This window comes from Methylobacterium sp. C33D, from assembly GCF_053345825.1.
Map to the genome: position 1 here is coordinate 108,793 of NZ_JBKFAV010000001.1, position 18,268 is coordinate 127,060.

General features: G+C 71.3%; 16 protein-coding genes. 4 read left to right on the plus strand and 12 right to left on the minus strand.

The features are described 5' to 3' along the window. Positions 1 to 131: 131 nt before the first annotated feature. Both ACLBXO_RS00630 and ACLBXO_RS00635 read left to right on the plus strand, forming a co-directional pair. Positions 132 to 2,042: a hypothetical protein gene (locus ACLBXO_RS00630; protein WP_447684155.1), complete on the plus strand. Its 1,911-nt coding sequence runs from the start codon at positions 132 to 134 to the stop codon at positions 2,040 to 2,042. A gap of 70 nt (positions 2,043 to 2,112) precedes the next feature. After that, positions 2,113 to 2,628 (plus strand): DUF2165 family protein, encoded by a 516-nt coding sequence (locus tag ACLBXO_RS00635; RefSeq protein WP_331318024.1) that lies wholly within the window; start codon positions 2,113 to 2,115, stop codon positions 2,626 to 2,628. Positions 2,629 to 2,694: 66 nt separating this feature from the next. Here the strand turns inward: ACLBXO_RS00635 and ACLBXO_RS00640 are convergent, their stop codons facing one another. From ACLBXO_RS00640 to ACLBXO_RS00660, 5 genes are all read right to left on the minus strand, one after another. Continuing rightward, the gene (locus ACLBXO_RS00640; protein WP_447684156.1) at positions 2,695 to 3,921 is read right to left on the minus strand and encodes an MFS transporter; all 1,227 of its coding nucleotides are present in this window, start codon (positions 3,919 to 3,921) and stop codon (positions 2,695 to 2,697) included. Positions 3,922 to 4,261: 340 nt separating this feature from the next. Continuing rightward, the gene (locus ACLBXO_RS00645) at positions 4,262 to 5,092 is read right to left on the minus strand and encodes an isocitrate lyase/PEP mutase family protein (RefSeq protein ID WP_447684157.1); all 831 of its coding nucleotides are present in this window, start codon (positions 5,090 to 5,092) and stop codon (positions 4,262 to 4,264) included. Between the two features lie 173 nt (positions 5,093 to 5,265). Beyond that, positions 5,266 to 6,000 carry an ABC transporter ATP-binding protein gene (locus ACLBXO_RS00650; protein ID WP_447684158.1) on the minus strand — a complete coding sequence of 245 codons (735 nt, stop codon included), beginning with the start codon at positions 5,998 to 6,000 and terminating at the stop codon, positions 5,266 to 5,268. Next, on the minus strand, positions 5,981 to 6,718 hold the full coding sequence (locus tag ACLBXO_RS00655; protein WP_331318018.1) for an ABC transporter permease: 738 nt from the start codon (positions 6,716 to 6,718) through the stop codon (positions 5,981 to 5,983). Before ACLBXO_RS00655 ends, ACLBXO_RS00650 begins: the two co-directional genes overlap by 20 nt. Before the next feature lie 51 nt (positions 6,719 to 6,769). Next, positions 6,770 to 7,750 carry an ABC transporter substrate-binding protein gene (locus ACLBXO_RS00660; RefSeq protein ID WP_447684159.1) on the minus strand — a complete coding sequence of 327 codons (981 nt, stop codon included), beginning with the start codon at positions 7,748 to 7,750 and terminating at the stop codon, positions 6,770 to 6,772. Positions 7,751 to 7,936: 186 nt separating this feature from the next. Here ACLBXO_RS00660 and ACLBXO_RS00665 point away from each other — a divergent pair, with 186 nt between their 5' ends. Further along, complete coding sequence (locus ACLBXO_RS00665) at positions 7,937 to 8,314, plus strand: 4a-hydroxytetrahydrobiopterin dehydratase (protein WP_447684160.1); 378 nt, start codon at positions 7,937 to 7,939, stop codon at positions 8,312 to 8,314. A 12-nt stretch (positions 8,315 to 8,326) separates the two neighbouring features. Here ACLBXO_RS00665 and ACLBXO_RS00670 read toward each other — a convergent pair whose 3' ends face one another. The 4 genes from ACLBXO_RS00670 to ACLBXO_RS00685 all read right to left on the minus strand — a co-directional run bounded on the left by ACLBXO_RS00670 (position 8,327) and on the right by ACLBXO_RS00685 (position 14,015). Further along, the gene (locus ACLBXO_RS00670; protein WP_331318013.1) at positions 8,327 to 8,548 is read right to left on the minus strand and encodes a hypothetical protein; all 222 of its coding nucleotides are present in this window, start codon (positions 8,546 to 8,548) and stop codon (positions 8,327 to 8,329) included. A 178-nt stretch (positions 8,549 to 8,726) separates the two neighbouring features. After that, entirely contained in the window at positions 8,727 to 11,792 is a 3,066-nt protein-coding gene (locus tag ACLBXO_RS00675) for an efflux RND transporter permease subunit (protein WP_331318012.1), read from the minus strand. A 22-nt stretch (positions 11,793 to 11,814) separates the two neighbouring features. Further along, positions 11,815 to 12,915, minus strand: coding sequence for an efflux RND transporter periplasmic adaptor subunit (locus tag ACLBXO_RS00680; RefSeq protein WP_331318010.1), 1,101 nt, complete (start codon positions 12,913 to 12,915; stop codon positions 11,815 to 11,817). Next, positions 12,912 to 14,015 (minus strand): efflux RND transporter periplasmic adaptor subunit, encoded by a 1,104-nt coding sequence (locus tag ACLBXO_RS00685; RefSeq protein ID WP_447684161.1) that lies wholly within the window; start codon positions 14,013 to 14,015, stop codon positions 12,912 to 12,914. Before ACLBXO_RS00685 ends, ACLBXO_RS00680 begins: the two co-directional genes overlap by 4 nt. 97 nt (positions 14,016 to 14,112) lie before the next feature. On the opposite strand from ACLBXO_RS00685, the gene ACLBXO_RS00690 reads away from it, so the two are divergent. After that, a complete protein-coding gene (locus tag ACLBXO_RS00690) occupies positions 14,113 to 14,676 on the plus strand; it encodes a TetR/AcrR family transcriptional regulator (RefSeq protein ID WP_331318008.1) in 564 nt (187 codons plus the stop codon). Between the two features lie 10 nt (positions 14,677 to 14,686). Here ACLBXO_RS00690 and ACLBXO_RS00695 read toward each other — a convergent pair whose 3' ends face one another. Genes ACLBXO_RS00695 through ACLBXO_RS00705 form a run of 3 tightly spaced genes read right to left on the minus strand, consistent with a single transcriptional unit; the run spans position 14,687 to position 18,080 of the window. Further along, positions 14,687 to 15,751, minus strand: coding sequence for a sensor histidine kinase (locus tag ACLBXO_RS00695; RefSeq protein ID WP_447684162.1), 1,065 nt, complete (start codon positions 15,749 to 15,751; stop codon positions 14,687 to 14,689). Further along, complete coding sequence (locus ACLBXO_RS00700; RefSeq protein ID WP_447684163.1) at positions 15,748 to 16,200, minus strand: response regulator; 453 nt, start codon at positions 16,198 to 16,200, stop codon at positions 15,748 to 15,750. Before ACLBXO_RS00700 ends, ACLBXO_RS00695 begins: the two co-directional genes overlap by 4 nt. Continuing rightward, positions 16,197 to 18,080: an MHYT domain-containing protein gene (locus ACLBXO_RS00705; RefSeq protein WP_447684164.1), complete on the minus strand. Its 1,884-nt coding sequence runs from the start codon at positions 18,078 to 18,080 to the stop codon at positions 16,197 to 16,199. Before ACLBXO_RS00705 ends, ACLBXO_RS00700 begins: the two co-directional genes overlap by 4 nt. Between the last annotated feature and the right edge of the window lie 188 nt (positions 18,081 to 18,268).

Below are 18,268 nucleotides of genomic sequence, written 5' to 3' on the forward strand. Positions count from 1 at the left end.
CCGCCGCGCCGTTGCGTCCGTACGACACCGGTCCCGGCACGATCGCCCGGGCCGACGCGCGCGATTGCCTCGCCCGGCAAAACGCGGCACGGCTAGGGTATTCCCGCGAGAGCCCCGGTCCGGACCCTGCCATGAACCACCCGAAGGCCCGTTTCCGCCTCCGGTCGGCCTGGGCGACGGCCGCCGTGCTGGCCCTCCTCGGGCTCGCGCCGACGCCGCTCACTGCGCAGGAAGGCGCCGCCGCCGTCCAGGACGTGACGGTGACCGACGTGGTGATCCCGCTCGGCGGCACGCTGCTGAAGGCGCCGAAGCTGACGGCGAGCGGCACACGCCTGTCCAAGGAGGACCTCGCAGCGATCCTGCGGCCCGATTCCAACGTGCCCTGGGAGCAGCGGCTCGCCCGGCTCGATGCCGGCAGCCTGACCGCTCCGGTCCTCACCTCCGAGAACGCGGGTCCCGGCGACAACCGGCAGACCGTCACCTACCGCGACGTGGTCGCCCGCGACATCCGGGCCGGCCGCGTCGGGGAGCTGACGGCGGCCGGAGCGACGGTCAGCTCCGTCGCGGGGCCGAACCACGGGTCCGGAACCTACGGTCAGGTGCGCGCCACGGATCTGGATCTCGCGGCGCTCAGCCGGCTCTACACGGTGCCCGGTGACGGCAAGGGACCAGTCCAGCGCGTCTACGGGACGATCCAGGTCTCGGACGTCACCTACTCGGACGCGCGCGGCACCACCGTGAAGATCGCCCGCCTCGACGGCCGGGATCTCGGCGGCCGGCAGGTGCCGGACGGCTGGGGTGGCGCCTTCGCCATCGTGGCGAACGGCTTCGACGACTCCAGCGACCGGCGCCCGCTGGCCGCCGCCGCCGCCGATCTGATCGACGCCACCTCGATCGGCAGCCTTGAGATGCAGGGCCTGAGCGTCAGCGATACCGATCCGAAGGGGCCGGTGCTGTTCGAGATCGGCCGAGCCGCCTACACGTCCGCGGGCTCGGAGGGCGGCACCACGCTGGACAACCTGTCGATGAGCCGCGGCGCCCTGCGGATCCATGTCGGCCGCGTCGCCGCGCTGGGGACATCCCTGGCGCCGACCGTCGCGACCCTCCAGGGTATCGCCGCCGAGCCGACGGGCGGGGTCGGCTTCTCCGACGTCGAGATGCGCCGGCTGACACCGAAGCTCGGCACGCTCACCCTCACCGACCTGTCGATCGATCTGCCGCCCGAGGCCGAGGCGGCGCCGCCGCGCGACGTCCGGCCCCCGGCCCGCGGCGCCCTGCCCGAGCCGGGCCGGGGGCCGCGGCCGCCCGAACCCAGGCCGGCTGACAGGACCGGGGATCCCCTGGCGGTCACGGTATCGCCGCGGCCGGCCCCCCGCATCGCCCTGCGCGAGGCGGCCCTGGCCTTCGGCCCGATGACCGAGGGCGTGCCAAGCGCCACCCGCATCAGCCTCACCGGCCTGAGCCTGCCCGCGGATCTGCTCGCGGGCGCGCCGCTCGTCGGCCTGCTGCCGGCCTACGGCTACCGGGACCTCGACCTCAACCTCGTGGCCGACGCGAGCCTGGACGAGAAGGCCCGCGACCTCGCCCTGCGGGAGGTCACGATCTCCGGGCGCGACATCGGCACCGTCCGCCTGTCCGGCACGCTCGGGGGCATCGGGCCCGAGCTGTTCTCCGGAACCCTGCCGGCGGCGACGATGGTGATGTTCTCGGGCAGCGCCAAGACCCTGGATCTGACGGTCGAGAATGCCGGCCTGTTCGAGCGCTTCCTGGCCGCGCAATCGAAGGATCTCAGCCTCAAGCCGGACGAGCTGCGCAAGGAATACGTCACCGCCAGCCTGCTCGGCGTGCCGATCATCCTGGGCAACAGCGCGGCGGCCAAGGGGATCGGCGCCGCCATGGGCCAGTTCGTGATGAAGCCCGGCAAGCTCGTGGTGCATGCCAAGTCCAAGGAGCCGGCGGGGATCGGCTTCATCGATCTCGGAGCGGCGCGATCGCCGGCCGCCGTCCTCGACCGGCTGGAGGTCGAGGCGAAGGCGAACTGAGGGACGCGGCGACCGGGGGAGGCTCGGGCCGTCACCGGTCGCGGTGCCCGTCTGTCAGGAGGGGCCGATCGTGCTCGCCATCCGTCTCTCGAAGGCCGCCCTCGTCGGTGCCCTCGCGCTGACCTGCACGCTCGTCGTCTACGGCAACGTCGTAGAGCCGGCGGTCAACCTCGCCTTCGTGCAGCACGTGCTGTCGATGGATACGATCCTGCCGGATTCGGGGATCGCCGACCGCTCGATCACCGATCCAACGCTGCAGCGCGGCGCCTTCACGCTGATCGTCGCCGCGGAGGCGCTGACGGCGCTCCTGCTCTGGATCGGCGTCGGGCTGATGCTCGGTCGGCTCCGGGCCCCGCGCGACGACTTCGCCCGGGCCAAGAGCTGGGCGATCGCCGGCCTGAGCGTCGGCTTCCTGCTCTGGCAGGCCGGCTTCCTGGGCATCGGCGGCGAGTGGTTCGGCATGTGGATGTCGAAGTCCTGGAACGGCCAGCAATCCGCCTTCCGCTTCGCCATGACGGTACTCGGCGTGCTGATCTACGTCGCCCTGCCGGAGGCCGAGGATCCCGACGGGATCCGCGGGGGCTGAAATGCTGGCGGCACCAACGCGGCACGCTTCCGCTGGTCCTGCCGGAGTCGAGCCTCCGCGTCGGGCTCACGCTGCGCCGGATCGGCCCGCGCCGCGCGCCGTCGTGAGCGCCAGCGCCGCCGCGGCGAGCGCCAGGGGCGCGAACGACACCCGGAGAACCGTGTCCCAGCCGTAGCTCGTCAGCAGGCCCCCGGACGAGAACGAGCCGACGGCCACCATCCCGAACACGATGAAGTCGTTGATCGACTGAACCCGCGTCCGCTCCTCCGGGCGATGGCACTCCAGCACCATCGCGGAGGCGCCGACGAAGCCGAAGTTCCAGCCGACGCCCAGGAGGATCAGGGACAGCCAGAAATGCCCGACATCCACGCCCGCCAGCCCGACGAGCGCGGCCGCGCCCGTCAGGGTGAGGCCAGTTGCCACGACGCGGGACGCGCCGAAGCGCGTGATCAGCCGCCCGGTGAAGAAGCTCGGCCCGTACATGGCGATGACGTGCCATTGCAGACCGAGATTGGCCTCCTCCTGGGCGTGGCCGCACAGGCGCATGGCCAGCGGGGCGGCCGTCATGACGAAGTTCATCAGCAGGTACGACACGGCCCCGCAGATCACCGCGATGACGAAGCGTGGCTGAGCCAGGATGACGGCCAGCGGGCGCCCGCGGGAGCTAGCCTCGGCGGCCGGCCGCGGCAGGCGGACCCCGGCCAGGACGAGGGCGGCCGCACCGGCGACGGCCGCCTGGGCCAGGAAGGTGGCGGCGAACAGGTGGGGGGCCCACAGGTTCATGGTGTGGGTGACGAGTTGCGGCCCGATCACCCCGCCGAAGACGCCGCCGGCCATGACGGCCGAGAGAGCCCGCGGCCGCCGTTCGGCCGGAACGCAGTCCGCGGCGGCGAACCGGAACGAGAAGACCACGGCCGCGTAGGCGCCTCCGAAGAACATCGCCGCGCAGAACAGCCAGAAATTGGCTGTGGCGATCGCCAGAGCCGAAAGCAGGCCGACGAGCACCCCGCAGCCGGTGCCGACCGTGAACACGGTCCGGCGCCCGTAGCGCCTGGCGACGCTGCCGGTCGGGAGCGCGCAGGCGGCCATCCCGACGACGAAGATCGAGATCGGCAGCGTGGCCAGGAGCTTGCTCGGCGCCAGCATGTTGCCGACGACGGCACCCGTCGCGAAGACGACGGTCGAGTTCGCCCCGGCAAGGGCCTGCGCGACGGCCAGCCTGACCACGTTGCCGCTCCCCGACCGGCTGGCGGTGGGTGCGCGGTCGATGGCGGAATGGGACACGCGGGACATCGGGACGCTCGAGTTTCGACCAGCCGCCCCTGTCAATCGGGCGGGCGACATGTGGGGCCGATCGCGAAGGATCAGCTTCGACGCGCGCATCGGTACAGCGCCGGCTAGCAGGCGTACATGCGCGAGCCGGCGATGGCGTGATCGGCCGCTCGGTCGGGCCGCTGACGGAATGGGCGAGACGACGTCGGCAGCGTGTGCGTTGTCGTGAGTCGCATTCTCGCGCACTGAGCCGAGGCCGGGCTGATCGAGCTGCGGTCCCACGTGGTCGGGATCGTCGACCGGGCCAGCCTCGCCACGGCCGGTCGGCGGTGTCGCGGCGCGTGCCGCGCAGCGGCCGCGTCTAGCGCGGCTCGTCCGCCATGTAGGCTCTCGCCTCGCTGCCCGGCATGGCCTCCGCCGCGTAGGTGAAGGTGCCCCGCTCCAGCACCTCGCGGGCGGCGCGCGCGAGTCCGCCGAGGGCCGCCCGCGCGAACGACCCGCCGACGCTGATCCGCTTCACACCGGCCGCCGCCAGCTCGGCCACCGTGTGCTGCCGCGGCGACAGGCCGGCGACGACGTTCACCGGACGGCCCACCGCGGCGCAGACCGTCCGGATGGCCTCGAGGTCAGGCAGGTTCGGGGCGTAGAGCACGTGCGCCCCCGCCTTCTCGAAGGCCTGGAGGCGCCGGATCGTGTCGTCGAGATCGGGCCTGCCGCACAGGTGGTTCTCGGTGCGCGCGGTCAGCACGAACGGGAGCCCGCGCGCGGCCTCTGCCGCGGCGGCGACCCGCTCGACGGCGAGGTTGAAATCGAAGATCGGCTCGGCAGCGTCGCCGGTCGCGTCCTCGATCGAGCCGCCGACCAGCCCGATCTCGGAGGCCCGGGCGATCGTCAGCGCGCACGCGTCCGGGTCGGCCCCGAACCCGTCCTCCAGATCGGCCGTCACGGGCAGGTGGGTCGCGTCCACGATGGCGCGGGCGTTCTCCAGGATCGCGTCGCGCGACAGGGAGGCGCTGGAGTCCCGCCGTCCGATGGCGAACGCGAAGCCGGCGCTCGTCGTCGCCAGGGCCTCGTAGCCGAGGGCGGTCAGGATCCGCGACGAGCCCGCGTCCCAGGGATTCGCCACGACGAACACCCCCGGCCGCTCGTGCAGCGCCACGAAGGCCCGATATTTGGCATCCAGGTCGGCCATGCGCACCTCCGTCGATCGACCCTACGCTCCGCAGGCCGCCCGGGGAAATGGCCGATGCGGCACCCGATCGATGTCGGGGCTCCGGACGGATGGTCGTTCGGATCGGCCGGTGCCCGGATCTCAGCCTTCGATCCGGGCGCGGCCGGTCGTGCGATCGACTCGCGCACCGCGCGTCACTGCGCGATGATCGCGGGATGTTGCGCGGCGAGGTTCGCCCGGGTCGCCTCGGCCCAGGCGCGGTCGCGCGCCCGGCGCGGCCGGTCGAGGCGCACGTCGGCGATGAGGCTCGCCGGTCGCCGCGAGACCAGCAGCAGGCGGTCGGCGATCCCGATCGCCTCGGCGACGTTGTGCGTGACCATCAGGACGCTCATGCCGGTTCGGTCCACCGTGTCGACCACGAGGCCGCGCAGCTCGGCGGCGGCGGCGTCGTCGAGGGAGACGAACGGCTCGTCGAGGACGAGGACGCGCGGGCCGTCGACCAGCGCGCGCGCCAGCGCCACGCGCCGCTGCATGCCCAGCGACAGGGCCTTCGGGTAGCGCGACCGCCAGGCCGTCAGGCCGAGCCGAGCGAACAGATCGTCGAGGTCACGGCCGCGCCGCGCCCGGGGCAGACCGAGGCGGACGTTGTGCTCGACGCTGCGCCAGGGCAGCAGCCGCGGGTCCTGGAACACGATGCCCGCCCGGTCCGCGCCGGAGACGCGGCCCTCGAACGCGGTGTCGAGGCCGAGCAGGATCCGCAGGGTGGTGGTCTTGCCGGCGCCAGACGGTCCGATGAGACAGACGATCTCCCCGGCAGCGACGCCGAAGGTCAGGTTCCGGACAGCCTCGACCGGCTCGGCCCGCGCGGGCCGGTACCATTTGGACGCGATCGCGACCTGGAGGACGGGGTCAGCGCCAGCGACGGACATACGCTTCGAGCCGCTGGAGGAGGAGGACGTCGATGCCGATCATCACGGCCATGAAGACGAGGCTGTAGCCGATGATGGCCGCCACGTCGGTGCTCTGGACGAAGTAGTAGTTGATCGCGAAGCCGACTCCGTCCGGGCGCCCGAGCAGCTCCACCACCAGCACGATCTTCCAGGCGAGCGACAGGCCCGACCGCGCCGCCGTGACCATGTAGGGCTGGAGCTGCGGGATCAGGATATCGAGGGCCCAGCTGCGCCGGTCGAGCCGGTAGGCGCGGGCCATCTCGTCGAGGCCGGGATCGAGGTTCCGCGCCCCCTCCCGCACGATCACCGCGACGTTCGGCAGCTTGTTCAGCACCACCGCGAGGATCGCCGCGGTCTCGGTCAGCCCCACCCAGACATAGGCCAGGACCGTGATCACCAGGGCGGGCGTGTTGAGGAGGACGAGCAGCGGCGTGTCGAGGGTGAGGTCGGCGGCCTTGGAGCGCCCGAGCGCGACGCCGAGGAGGACGCCGAGGACCATCGCCACGGTGAAGGAGATCGCCACGCGGAGGAGCGTCATGCCCACGTTGTGCGCGAGGTCGCCGCGCTCCGCCTCCTGAACGATGAAGCGCAGCACCGCGAGGGGCGCCGGCAGCAGGCGCGAGCCCGCCTCCAGCGCGGCGATCTGCCAGGCGGCGAGGAGCACGGCCAGGGACGCGATGCGGGTCAGCGCGCCCATGCGGTCCCGGTGCTCGGGACGGCCGAAACGCGTGCCCGCCGGGCGGGCGCCTCAACCATTGCGGCCGGTGTAGTAGAGATCCGGCGGGAGCGCGTCGCCCTTGCCGACGAGGCGGGCGCCGCCGAGCCGCGCCATCACCGCGTAGAGCTTCTCGGCGTCGGCGCGCTCCTCCGCGATGGTGCGGCGCGGGATGCCGGCGAGGAAATCGTGCTTCAAAGCCTCGAAGGTCGCCTCGTCCTCCGCCGCCATCAGCGGGCGCACGATCTGCCACGTGCTCGGATCCGAGGCGAGCATGTCCTTGGCGGCCCGCGAGGCCCGGGCGAAGGCCGCCACGGCCGCGGGCTTCTCCTTCACGGTGGCGTCCTGGAACAGGTAGCCGATCAGCGCCACGTCGCCGGGGACCCCGAGGGCGTGCATGATGTCCTCGGCCCCGACCAGCTGCCGATAGCCCTTGGCCTTGAGGCGGGCGCAGTAGGTCCAGTAGGTCAGCGCGGCGTCGAGGCCGCCCTGCTCCAGCTTCAGCGTGATCAGCGGCGGCGCGCCGTAGGCGATCTCGGCGGCCTGCTCCAGATCGATGCCGGCCGCGTCCTTGGCCTGTGCCCGGAGGAGGAGCCAGTTCTTGTCCAGGGGGCCGCCCGCCACTCCGAGGCGCTTGCCCGCGAGGTCCTTGAGGCTCTTCACCGGGCTGTCGCCCGCCACCATCACGCCGCCCTCGGAGGTCGAGTACGGGATGAAGCGCACCGCCTGACCGTCGTTGCCGAGGCGCGCGGCCCAGAGAAGGTCGCCGATGATCGTGTCGACCTGTCCACCGATGAAGCTGATCCGGGCCGCGTCGTTGCCGGCGAGCTTGACCGCGTCGAGCTCGAAGCCGTTGGCCGTGTCGAGGCCGCGGGCCTTGATCACCGCCGCCTCCCAGGTCGACGTGCCGAAGGGCAGGCTCCCGAGGCGGATCGTCGGCACGTCGGCGCGCGCCGCCCGCAGGCCGAGGCCGCCGAGCAGGCCCCCGGCGAGCATCGCGCGCCGTGACAGCATCACGCCTTCTCCCATCGTATTGCGCAGTCTTCAGCGGCGGCAGACTGGAGTGCCGACCGAGCCGGACGCCATTGGCAAAAGGTCATAGGGCTCACACCGGTTTCCGTCCACCGTGGCAAACACGCTTGCGCGCAACCGGCCGCGGCGGCACCCTCGACCGCGACGGTTTCATCGGAGACGAAGATCATGAGCGAGCGACGCGAAGGTGCACTGGACGAGGCAACCGTGGAGGCGCGGCTGAAGGCCGAACTGCCCGCGTGGCGACTGGAGGACGGGTGGATCCGGCGCACCTACAAGACGTCCGGATGGAAGAGCACCCTGATGGTGATCAACACGGTCGGCCACCTCGCCGAGGCGGCGTGGCACCATCCGGACATCACGGCGTCCTACGCCTGGGTCGAGGTCCGGCTGATGAACCACGCGGCCAAGGGCATCACCGACAAGGACTTCGCCCTCGCCCGGAAGATCGAGGAGGTCGTGTCCTGGCAGCCGGGCCTGGAGGGACAGGGGCTCGAGGGCACCCCGACCGATCCGCGCTTCGCCTACATCAAGTACGAGAAATAGCGGCCGCCGGCGTCATCGGGGCTCCTTCACCCGGCGGCACTCCGTCTTCAGGTAGGCGGTCTTGCCGATCTCCTCGCGCAGCTCGGTGCGGGCGATGATCTCCTGCCAGCCGGTGGCGCAGCCGAGCTCGTTGGCGACCCGGACCTTGCGCACTTCGAGCGCCTCGGCGTCCGTGCAGGCATCCTGGGCGATCCCATTGGCGCAGACCAGGACGACGGCGATGAAGGCGTTCATGGGCGGGACGGTCCTCGTTACCGTCGCACCCTACGCGCCGAAGCGCCGTCGGGTCTCGCGCGGCGTGGTCCCGCCCGCGCGAAAGATCGTCACGGTCGGCCCGCCCTGAGGGGGCGGAGGGGCGGGCCGACCGTTTCTCGCAGCGCCCGCAGGCGCTGCGATCGCGTGAACCGGCCGATCAGCCGGCGTGGGCCGCCGGCGTGCCGCCCGCATCCGGGCGGATGCGGTAGCAGCCGATGTAGAGGGCCGGAAGGAACAGGAGCGTCAGGAAGGTCGCCGCCAGGATGCCGCCGATCATCGCGAAGGCCATGGGCCCCCAGAACACCTCGCGGGCGATCGGGATCAGGCCCAGGCTCGCCGCAGCGGCGGTCAGGAGGATCGGTCGCATGCGGTGGTGGGTCGCCTCGAAGACCGCCTGCCAGGGCGCCATCCCCTCGTCGCGGAACTCCTCGATCTGGCTCACCAGGATGACCGCGTTGCGGATGATGATCCCGATGAGCGCGAGGATGCCCAGGATGGCGACGAAGCCCATCGGCTTGTCGAACAGGAGCAGCGCCGGGACGACGCCGATCAGGCCGAGCGGCGCCACGGTGAAGACGAGCAGCATCCGCCCGAAACTCTGGAGCTGCATCATCAGCAGGAACGCCATCGCCAGCAGCATGACCGGGACCACAGCCGCGATCGGGCCCTGACCTTTGGCCGATTCCTCCACGGCGCCGCCGGTCTGGACCGTGTAGCCTTCCGGGAGCGCCTTGATGAAGGCGTCGATGCCCGGCTGCAGCGCGGCCACGACGGTGGCCGGCTGTGTCGCGTCGTGGATCGTGGCCCGCACCGTCACGGTCGGCAGGCGGTCGCGGCGCCAGACGATCGGCTGCTCGAGATCGTAGCCGATCCGCGCGAAAGCCAGCACCGGGACCACCGTGCCGTTCGCGAGACCGACCTGCAGCGACTGCAGCGTGTCCAGCGAGGACCGCTCGGCCGCGCGGGCACGGCCGACGACGTTGACCAAGTAGATCGAGTCCCGGACCTGCGTGATCGCTTGCCCCCCCTCGATCCCGTTCAGGATGCCGGCGACGTCCTGGCTGGTGACGCCGAGCTGGCGCGCCTTGTCCTGGAGGATCTCGACCCGCAGGACCTTGCCGGGCTCGTTCCAGTCGAAGGTCGGCACGTCGAGGCGCTTGTCGGCCGCCACCACGTTGGCGAGGTCGAGGGAGAGTCGGCGCACCGTCTCCATGTTCGGTCCGCTGAGGCGGTACTGCACCGGCCGGCCCACGGGCGGGCCGAGGCTCAGGGGTTGCACCAGCACGTCGGTGCCGACGAAGTCGCGCAGGCCGATGGTCTGGAGGCGTGCCATCACGCGGTCGCGCACCTCCAGCGACTTCGTGACGATGACGATCTGGCCGAAGAACGCGTTGGCGAGCTGCTGGTCGAGCGGGAGATAGAAGCGCACCGCACCCTCGCCGACGTAGGAGGACCAGCTCGTCACGTCCGGGTCGCCCTTCAGGTTCGCCTCGAACCGGTCCATCTGCGCCCGGGTCTCGGCGATGGTGGCGTTCTGCGGCAGGGTCAGGTCGACCAGCACCTCGGACCGGTCCGAGGACGGGAAGAACTGCTGCTGCACGTGGCCCATCCCGACGATGGCCGCCGCCATCAGCCCGAGGCAGACCACCACCGTCGTCCAGTGCCAGCGCATGGCGAGCCGCAGAGCCCAGACGAACAGGCGCGTGAAGATCCCCTCCTTCTCCGTGTGGTGCCTCATGGTCTTCGGCAGGAGCGTGACGCCGACGAGCGGCGCGAACAGGACCGCGACGACCCAGGAGACCAGCAGCGCGGCCGCGATCACCACGAACAGCGAGTAGGTGTACTCGCCGGCGCCGGAGCCGTTGAAGCCGATCGGCAGGAAGCCCGCCACGGTGACGAGGGTCCCGGTCAGCATGGGGAAGGCCGTCGACGTGTACGCGAAGGTGGCGGCCTTCCGGAGCGTGTCGCCGCGCTCCAGGCGGGCCACCATCATCTCGACGGTGATCATGGCGTCGTCGACCAGCAGGCCCAGCGCGATGATCAGCGCGCCGAGGGAGATGCGCTGCAGGGTCACGTCCATGATCTGCATGACCACGAACACGATCGCGAGCACGAGCGGGATCGACACCGAGACGACGAGGCCGGCGCGGACGCCGAGGCTCACGAAGCTCACCGCGAGCACGATGATCACGGCCTCGACCAGGGCCTCGGTGAAGCCGCCGACCGCGTGCTCCACCTGCTTGGGCTGGTCCGACACGAGGTGGACGCCGACGCCCACGGGCAGCCTCGCCTCGATTGCCCGCATGCGCTCCTTCAGCGCCTCGCCGAAATGCAGCAGGTTGGCGCCGGGACGCATCGCGATGGCGAGGCCGATCGCGGGCTTGCCGTCCACTCGGAACAGCGGCGCCGGCGGGTCCTCGTAGCCGCGGCTGATCTCGGCGATGTCGGCGAGGCGGAAGAAGCGGTCATTGACCCGCAGGTTGAAGTCCTGGAGCGAGGCCTCGGACGCGAATGAGCCGCTGACCCGCAGCGAGATGCGTTCCGGCCCGGCCTGGACGACGCCCGAGGCCGAGACAGCGTTCTGCGCCTGCAGCGCTTTGATGAGCGCCTGGAAATCGATGCCGTAGCCGGCGAGCTTCCGGGTGGAGAAATCGAGGTAGATCGTCTCGTCCTGCGTGCCGATCAGCTGGGTCTTGCCGATATTCGGCACCCGCAGGACCTCGGTGCGGATGCTCTCGACGTAGTCGCGCAGCTGCCGGTGCGTCAGGCCGTCGGCCGTGAACGCGTAGATGTTGCCGTAGACGTCGCCGAACTCGTCGTTGAAGAACGGGCCCTGCACGCCCTCCGGGAACTGACCTTTGATGTCCCCGAGCCGCTTGCGGACCTGGTAGAAGGCCGGCTGGATCTCGTTCTTCTTGAGGGTGTCGCGGAATTGGACGAACACCGTCGACGATCCGGGCGTCGTGTAGCTGCGGACGTAATCGAGGCCGTTGAGCTGCTGGAGTTCCTTCTCGACCCGGTCGGTGACCTGATCGAGGGTGTCCTTGATGGTCGCCCCCGGCCACGTGGTCTGCACCACCATGGTCTTGATTGTGAAGGGCGGGTCCTCCTCGCGGCCGAGACGCGTATAGGCCATCAGCCCCGCGACCAGCGAGACCAGCATCAGGAACCAGACGAACGAGCGGTGCTCGAGCGCCCAGTCGGAAAGGTTGAAGTCCTTCACGCGCAAACCCCGTGCGGCCGGATCAGACGGCGCCGTCGGTCAGGCGCACGGCCTGGCCTTCCTTCAGGACATGGACGCCCGCGACCACGACGCGCTCGCCGGCCTTGAGCCCGTCGACGACCGCCACGCGGCCGTCCTCCGCATTGTCCCGCGCCGCCACGGTGACGTCGCGGCGCGCCACCGTCTTTCCGTCGGCCGACACGACCCAGACCGAGCGGCGGCCGTTATCCTCGAGCAGCGCCGACGCGGGCAGCAGGACGGTGGGCGGGACCTTGCGCATCAGCGACACGTTGATGGTCGCGCCGAGCCGGAAGGCCGGGCCGGGATCGTCCAGGGTGATCCGGATGCGCTTGGACCGCGTCCCCGACTCGGCGAGCGGCGCGATCTCGCGGATGCGCCCCCGTGCCGTCAGCTCCGGCGCGCTCTGGAGCGCGACGGTGAACACGCCGTCCGCCGGCAGGGCCCCGGCATGGGTCTCGGGGATGTCGACCACCGCCTCGCGGACGTCCGGGCGCGCCACGGTCACGACGCCCTGGCCGGCGCTGAGCACCTGGCCGACCTCGGCGAGGCGCTGCGTCACGACGCCGTCGAATTCGGCCTTCAGTTCGGTGTACCCCATCTGGTCGCGGGCCTTCTGAAGGCTCGCCATCGCCTGATCCACCCGGGCCCGGGCGGTCTCGCGCTTGGCGACCGCCTGGTCGAGGGTGGCCTGGGACACGGCGTTGCCGGACATCAGGCGCCGGGTCCGCGATTCCGCGGCCTCGGCATTCTCGGCCTGCGCCTTCGCGTCGGCGAGGTCGGCCTCGGCGCGGGTCAGGTCGAAGCGGGTCACGATCGTGTCGAGGGCCGCGAGGCGCTGACCGCGGGTGACGAGGTCGCCGACCGTGACGTCCCGCGCCACCATGCGGCCGGGAATCTGAAAGCCGAGCTGCGCCTGGTAGCGCGGCTCGATCGTGCCGGCGAACGGCCCGAACGTGACGGTGTCGCTCGGCACGACCACCTGCGTGAGAACCGGACGGACGGGGGCGGCCGCAGCGCCCTCCCCGCTGTCACCGCCGTGCCCGTTGCATCCGGCGAGCGCCGCCGCGACGAGGCCCAGGACGAGATACTCGCGCGCCGTCATGGGCGGTCTCCGATCTCGGCGGCCGCGACGGTCTGGCCGGGGCGCAGGAACTGGATGCCGGCGACGACCACCCGCTCGCCCGGCTCGACGCCGCGCTTCAGCGCGATGATGTCGGGGCCGAAGCGGTCGATCTCCACCGCCCGGACCGAGACGGTCCTGCGCTGCGGATCGTAGATCCACACGGAGGGCCGACCGTCGTAGCGGTACAGCGCCGACCAGGGCAGGACTACGGATTCGTGCGGCGCGAAGCGTCCGCGGCCGATCACGACGGCCCCGAGCCCCATGGCGGCGGGCGTCGCCTTGAGGCCGATCTTGACCCGCACCGTGCCGCTCGCGGCGTCCACCGTGGGTGAGATCTCCCGCACGGTCCCGACCGCGGTGACGGACGGGTCCGACTGGAGCGCCACCGCGATGGTGTCGCCGGCCGGCGGCTGGGCCAGCAGCGATTCGTAGACGTTGAAGACCGCGTCGCGGGGCCCGTCCTGGGCGACGACCAGCACGGTCTGGCCCGACTGGACCACTTGGCCGACCTCGAAGCTGCGGCTCGTCACCACGCCGGACACGCCCGCGCGCAGCTCCGTGTACGAGAACTGCTCCTGCGCTGTCCCGAGCGCCGCCTTGGCCGAGTCGACCGCCGCCTGGGTCGTGCGCAGCTCCTGCTCGGCGTTGTCGTAGGTCGAGCGGGTCGTGAAGCCGCCGGCGAGGAGCTGCTTCTGGCGCTCGTAGGACATCTTGGCCTGGGTCAGCAGCGCCTCGGCCGAGGCGAGGGCGGCCTTGGCGTTGTCGAGATTGGCCTGCTGCGTCAGGGGTTCGAGGACGGCGAGGACCTGGTTGGCGCTAACATGGTCGCCGACCTCGACGCGCCGCTCGGCGACCTTCCCGTTCGTCCGGAACGAGACGTTCACCTGCGCCTGCGCCTGGATGTCACCGGTCACCACGACGTCGAGCGCGAGCGGTGTGCGCCGCGCCTGCACCACGCGGACCCGCGCGAGGGCTGGATCGAGCGCCGCTTCCGGCTCGGCCCGGGCGCACCCGATCGACGCCAGCGCGGTTAACATCAGCAGGACAGATGTCGATGGGAGGAAGGTGATGCGGCTCATGCGATCGACCTTGTCGGCCCGACTCGTGCAAATTGCGTGGCGCGTCTCTACGCCATCCGTTACATACCGTCCAGACGGTTTTTAATGCAGGTACGTGATGCAGGTGAAGCGACAGCGACTGGCGGCGCGGCCCGAGATCATCCTGGAGGCGGCCGCGGCGGTGCTCCTGAAAGCCGGCGTCCGGGGCCTGACCATCGACGCGGTCGCGGTCGAGGCCGGTCTGAGCAAAGGCGGTGTTCTGCACCATTACGCGTCGAAGGACGCGCTGGTGGCGGCGCTGGTCGCCCGCAAGCTCGCGGATGTGCGCGCGGAGATCGACGCCTGCGCGCGGGAAATACCGGCCGGCCCGTCGCAACTGCCCAGAGCGATGGTGGCGCATATCCGCACGCATTACTGCGAGGACAACGAGGCCGCGCGCGCGCTGCTCCTGGCATCGATGGAATCGCCGGAAGCGCAGAAGGACTTTCAGGCGTTCGTCGCGGATCAGCTGGACCAGCTCGGACGGATCGAGGGCGCGCCCCCGGGCGAGGGCTCGGTCCTGTACTTCGCCATCCTCGGCCTGTTCATGAGTCGGGCGCTGGGCTTCCAGCAGCTCGACGAGGACGCGCTGGCGCCGATGCTCGACGCCCTCGACCGCATCGCCCGGCGAGCGGGCGGCTAGGTCCGGACGCTCAGGCCTGGAACGCGAGCACGGCGCGCGTCCCGGCGCTTCGAGGGGCGTACGACAGGGCCGAGCGCAGGTTCGACGCCATGGCGCGCACGATGCGCGACCCGAGCCCGGTGCCTCGGATCTCGCCCTCCCCGGTCCAGCCGATGCCGTCATCCTCGACGGCGAGCAGCACGGTGTCGTCGGCGTCCCGCTCGACCGCGACGCGGATCTCGCCGGAGGTGCCGACCGGGTAGGCGTACTTGTAGGCGTTGGTGACGAGTTCGGTCACGACGACGCCGACCGACACGGCCTTGTCGGTGGAGAGTCTCACCGGCGCGGCCCGGAGGCGGATCGCGTGGTCGCGCCCGCTCGCGCGCATCGCGGCCTGCAATTCCTCGACGAGGCTCTGCAGGTAGGCGTCGAGCTCGACCGATTCGACGTCGTCCGAGGTGTAGAGGCGGCGGTGGATGCCGGCGATCGCCGAGATGCGGGCCTGCATCTCGTCGAGCGCGGCCTTCGCTGCCGGGTCGGTGACCGCGTTGCGCTGCATGTGCGCGAGGGCCGCGACGAGGGCCAGGGAATTGGCCACGCGGTGGTTGACCTCGCGCAGCAGCAGCTCGGCGCGGTCGCGCGCCTCGCGCATCTCGGCCTCGGCGCGTTCCTTGTCGCGCCGCAGGCTCTCCTGGCGCAGAGCGGTGGCGACGGCCTCGCCGAGCAGTTCCCGGAACTGGCCCTGGACGTCCTTCCAGACGTAGTCGACCGCCCCCGCCTTCAGGGCCGCCACGGCGACGCGGCTGTCCTCCGAGCCCGTCACGTAGATGACCGGCGGCGCCTGGGGCAGCGCGCGGATTTCGGGCAGCAGATCGAGCCCCGTCTGCCCGGGCATGTGGTGGTCGAGGGCGACGGCATCAATTCCGCCCTGCGCGAGCCGCGCCAGTCCCGCCGCGCCCCCGGGGCAGAGCTCGACCACGTAGCCGCGCGCCTCCAGAGCGCGCCGGACCAAGCGGCCGAGACCGGGGTCGTCGTCGATGTAGAGGATGCGTGCCGCCGCAGCGGTGCCGTCCCCGCTGGCACGCGCGGCATTCATGGGTTCTGCGGAACCTGCATCACCGAGAAGAACAGCCCGAGCTGGCGGATCGCGTTCGCGAAACCGTCGTAGCTCACCGGCTTGGTGATGTAGACGTTGGCCCCGAGGTCGTAGCAGCGCTGGATCTCGCGGCTGTCGTCCGTCGTGGTCAAGACCACCACCGGGGACCGCCGCGTGTGCGGGTTCGCTTTGACCTTCTCAAGGATGTCGAGGCCGGTCATGTCCGGCAGGTTGAGATCGAGCAGGATCAGCAGGTGCCGTCGGGCGCTCGCCTCGCCGGAGCCGTCCGCACCGAGCAGGTATTCCAGCGCCGACGTACCGTTCCGGAACGGCACGATGTCGTTGTTGACGCCGGCGCGGCGGATGTTCCGCTCGATCAGGCGCGCATGTCCCTCGTCATCCTCGATCATCACGATGCTGACGGGATGCACGGGCGGCTCCACGCTCATTCGGCGGCGATGGGCGCCGGTTCAGGGTCTATCCGGATCGCTGTAGCGGTCCCGCGCGGCAAGGTCACGTCGAACGTCGTGCCGACGCCGAGTTCTGAACGGATCTCGATCCGTCCGCCGAACGACCGGACCAGGGCCTTCACGTGAGCGAGGCCGATCCCCTCGCCCGGGCGGTCCTGGGCGCCCGAACGGCGGAAGAGTTCGAAGACGCGGGCATGGTCCCGCGCCGCGATCCCCCGACCATTGTCGGCGACGGAGAAGCAGACGCCGCGCTCGCCCACGGCCTTGGCCGTGACGGCGATGTGTCCGGGCCGGCTGGGGTCGAGGTATTTCACGGCATTGTCCAGCAGGTTGCCGAACACCTGCTCGATCGCGAGCCGGTCGGCGACGATTTCCGGCAGGTCGCGGGCGATCGTCACCGTGGCGCCGACCGCCTCGGCCTGATGCCGCTGGGCGTCCGCCACGCCGCGGAGCAGGCTCGTCATGTCGAGGGCTTCGGGCGAGAACTGTCGCCGGCCCTCGCGCGAGAGCTTCAGGATGGCGGCGATCAGCCCCTCCATCCGGTTCACCGCCGCCTTGATGAAGCCGAGGGCCTCGCCGAGGTCGGCGTCGAGCCGCTCCGCCGCCGGATGATCCCGGAGGGCCGCGGCGATCTCGGTCCGAGTCGCCTCCAGCTCGCTCGTGAATCCCATCACGTTGACCAGCGGCGCGCGCAGGTCGTGGCTGACGATGTAGGCGTAGCGCTGGATCTCCTCGTTCGATTCGCGCAGGTCCGCTTCGGCCTGACGCTGCTCGGTGATGTCCGTGTGCACGCCGACCCACTCGCGGATCTGGCCCCGCGCGTCGAGGACGGGGATCGCGCGGATCGCGAAGTGCCGCCACGTCCCGTCGCGGACACGGACCCGGTGTTCGTGAACGTAGGTGCGCCGCGCCCGGACGGTCGCGTTCCAGCTCTCGACGGAGGCCTCCATGTCGTCGGGATGCACCGCGTCGGCCCAGCCGTAGCCCTGGTATTCCTCCCGCGTCTGCCCCGTGATCGCGCTCCAGCCCGGCTGCTCGCCGAGCATCCGGCCCTGGGCATCGTTGGTCCAGAGCACGCCGCGCACGGCCTGAACGGCGGCCCGGAACCGCGCCTCGCTCGCCTGGAGCTCGCGCTGCACGCGCTGCTGGTCCAGCGACGAGGCGAGCATCGCCAGGAACAGGATGAGGAATGTCGCGCCGGCGACGTACAGGGCGAGGTTCTGCTGGCCCGGGACGCCGGTCACCGCGTGGGCCGCTTGGGCGCCTGCCGCCTCGGCGGTGATCGTCGCCGCGGCCATGCCGGTGTAGTGCATCCCGGCCACTGCGAGGCCCATGACGCAGGCCGCGGCGAGTTTCTGCCACACGCCGTGCCGCCGGAAGGAGAGCCACAGGGCGGCGGTCGCCGCCGTCACGGCGATCGCCACCGAGAGCGCGACAATGGTCGGGCTGTAGGCGAGGTCGCCCGGGATCCGGAGCGCGGCCATGCCGGTGTAGTGCATGCCGGCGACGCCGGCACCCATGAGCGGACCTGCCACGAGGAGGCCGCCGGCTCCGACCCCGACCCGCGCTACCCACATGAAGGCGGCCCCGGTCGCCGCGACGGCGATCGCGAGCGACAGCAGGGTGAGTCCGAGATCGTAGACGGCCGGCATGCCCATCTCGAAGGCCAGCATGCCGACGAAGTGCATCGACCAGATGCCGCCGCCCATGGCGAGGGCGGCGCCGGCGATCCACGGCCAGCGCGGTCTGGCGACCGGCCCTCGGATCCGCGCGCCGAGATCCAGCGCGGTGTAGGACGCGAACACCGCGAGACCGATCGACAGGGCGACGAGAGCCGGGTTGTAGCCAGTATGGACCATCGACTGCGATCGACGCGTGAAGGGCGCTGATCGCGATGTACCGCGGGTCGAGGGCGGGCGCCATCGCGATTCCGGGCCGGCCAAGCCTCTGGAATACCGAGACACCATGGCGGTCCCGTGCCCGTCCCGAACTGGTGCCGGGTGGGGCGGGGATCGGCGGCGACGCGGAGCGGAGTCCCGACGGGCGT

What these genes read in the sequence shown, in the direction of transcription:
- ACLBXO_RS00670 (WP_331318013.1), bottom strand. Translation starts at nt 8,548, where the DNA reads ATGAACGCCTTCATCGCCGTCGTCCTGGTCTGCGCCAATGGGATCGCC.
- ACLBXO_RS00700 (WP_447684163.1), bottom strand. Translation starts at nt 16,200, where the DNA reads ATGAGCGTGGAGCCGCCCGTGCATCCCGTCAGCATCGTGATGATCGAG.
- ACLBXO_RS00705 (WP_447684164.1), bottom strand. Translation starts at nt 18,080, where the DNA reads ATGGTCCATACTGGCTACAACCCGGCTCTCGTCGCCCTGTCGATCGGT.
- ACLBXO_RS00655 (WP_331318018.1), bottom strand. Translation starts at nt 6,718, where the DNA reads ATGGGCGCGCTGACCCGCATCGCGTCCCTGGCCGTGCTCCTCGCCGCC.
- ACLBXO_RS00680 (WP_331318010.1), bottom strand. Translation starts at nt 12,915, where the DNA reads ATGACGGCGCGCGAGTATCTCGTCCTGGGCCTCGTCGCGGCGGCGCTC.
- ACLBXO_RS00645 (WP_447684157.1), bottom strand. Translation starts at nt 5,092, where the DNA reads ATGGCCGACCTGGATGCCAAATATCGGGCCTTCGTGGCGCTGCACGAG.
- ACLBXO_RS00640 (WP_447684156.1), bottom strand. Translation starts at nt 3,921, where the DNA reads ATGTCCCGCGTGTCCCATTCCGCCATCGACCGCGCACCCACCGCCAGC.
- ACLBXO_RS00690 (WP_331318008.1), top strand. Translation starts at nt 14,113, where the DNA reads ATGCAGGTGAAGCGACAGCGACTGGCGGCGCGGCCCGAGATCATCCTG.
- ACLBXO_RS00685 (WP_447684161.1), bottom strand. Translation starts at nt 14,015, where the DNA reads ATGAGCCGCATCACCTTCCTCCCATCGACATCTGTCCTGCTGATGTTA.
- ACLBXO_RS00665 (WP_447684160.1), top strand. Translation starts at nt 7,937, where the DNA reads ATGAGCGAGCGACGCGAAGGTGCACTGGACGAGGCAACCGTGGAGGCG.
- ACLBXO_RS00660 (WP_447684159.1), bottom strand. Translation starts at nt 7,750, where the DNA reads ATGCTGTCACGGCGCGCGATGCTCGCCGGGGGCCTGCTCGGCGGCCTC.
- ACLBXO_RS00650 (WP_447684158.1), bottom strand. Translation starts at nt 6,000, where the DNA reads ATGTCCGTCGCTGGCGCTGACCCCGTCCTCCAGGTCGCGATCGCGTCC.
- ACLBXO_RS00630 (WP_447684155.1), top strand. Translation starts at nt 132, where the DNA reads ATGAACCACCCGAAGGCCCGTTTCCGCCTCCGGTCGGCCTGGGCGACG.
- ACLBXO_RS00695 (WP_447684162.1), bottom strand. Translation starts at nt 15,751, where the DNA reads ATGAATGCCGCGCGTGCCAGCGGGGACGGCACCGCTGCGGCGGCACGC.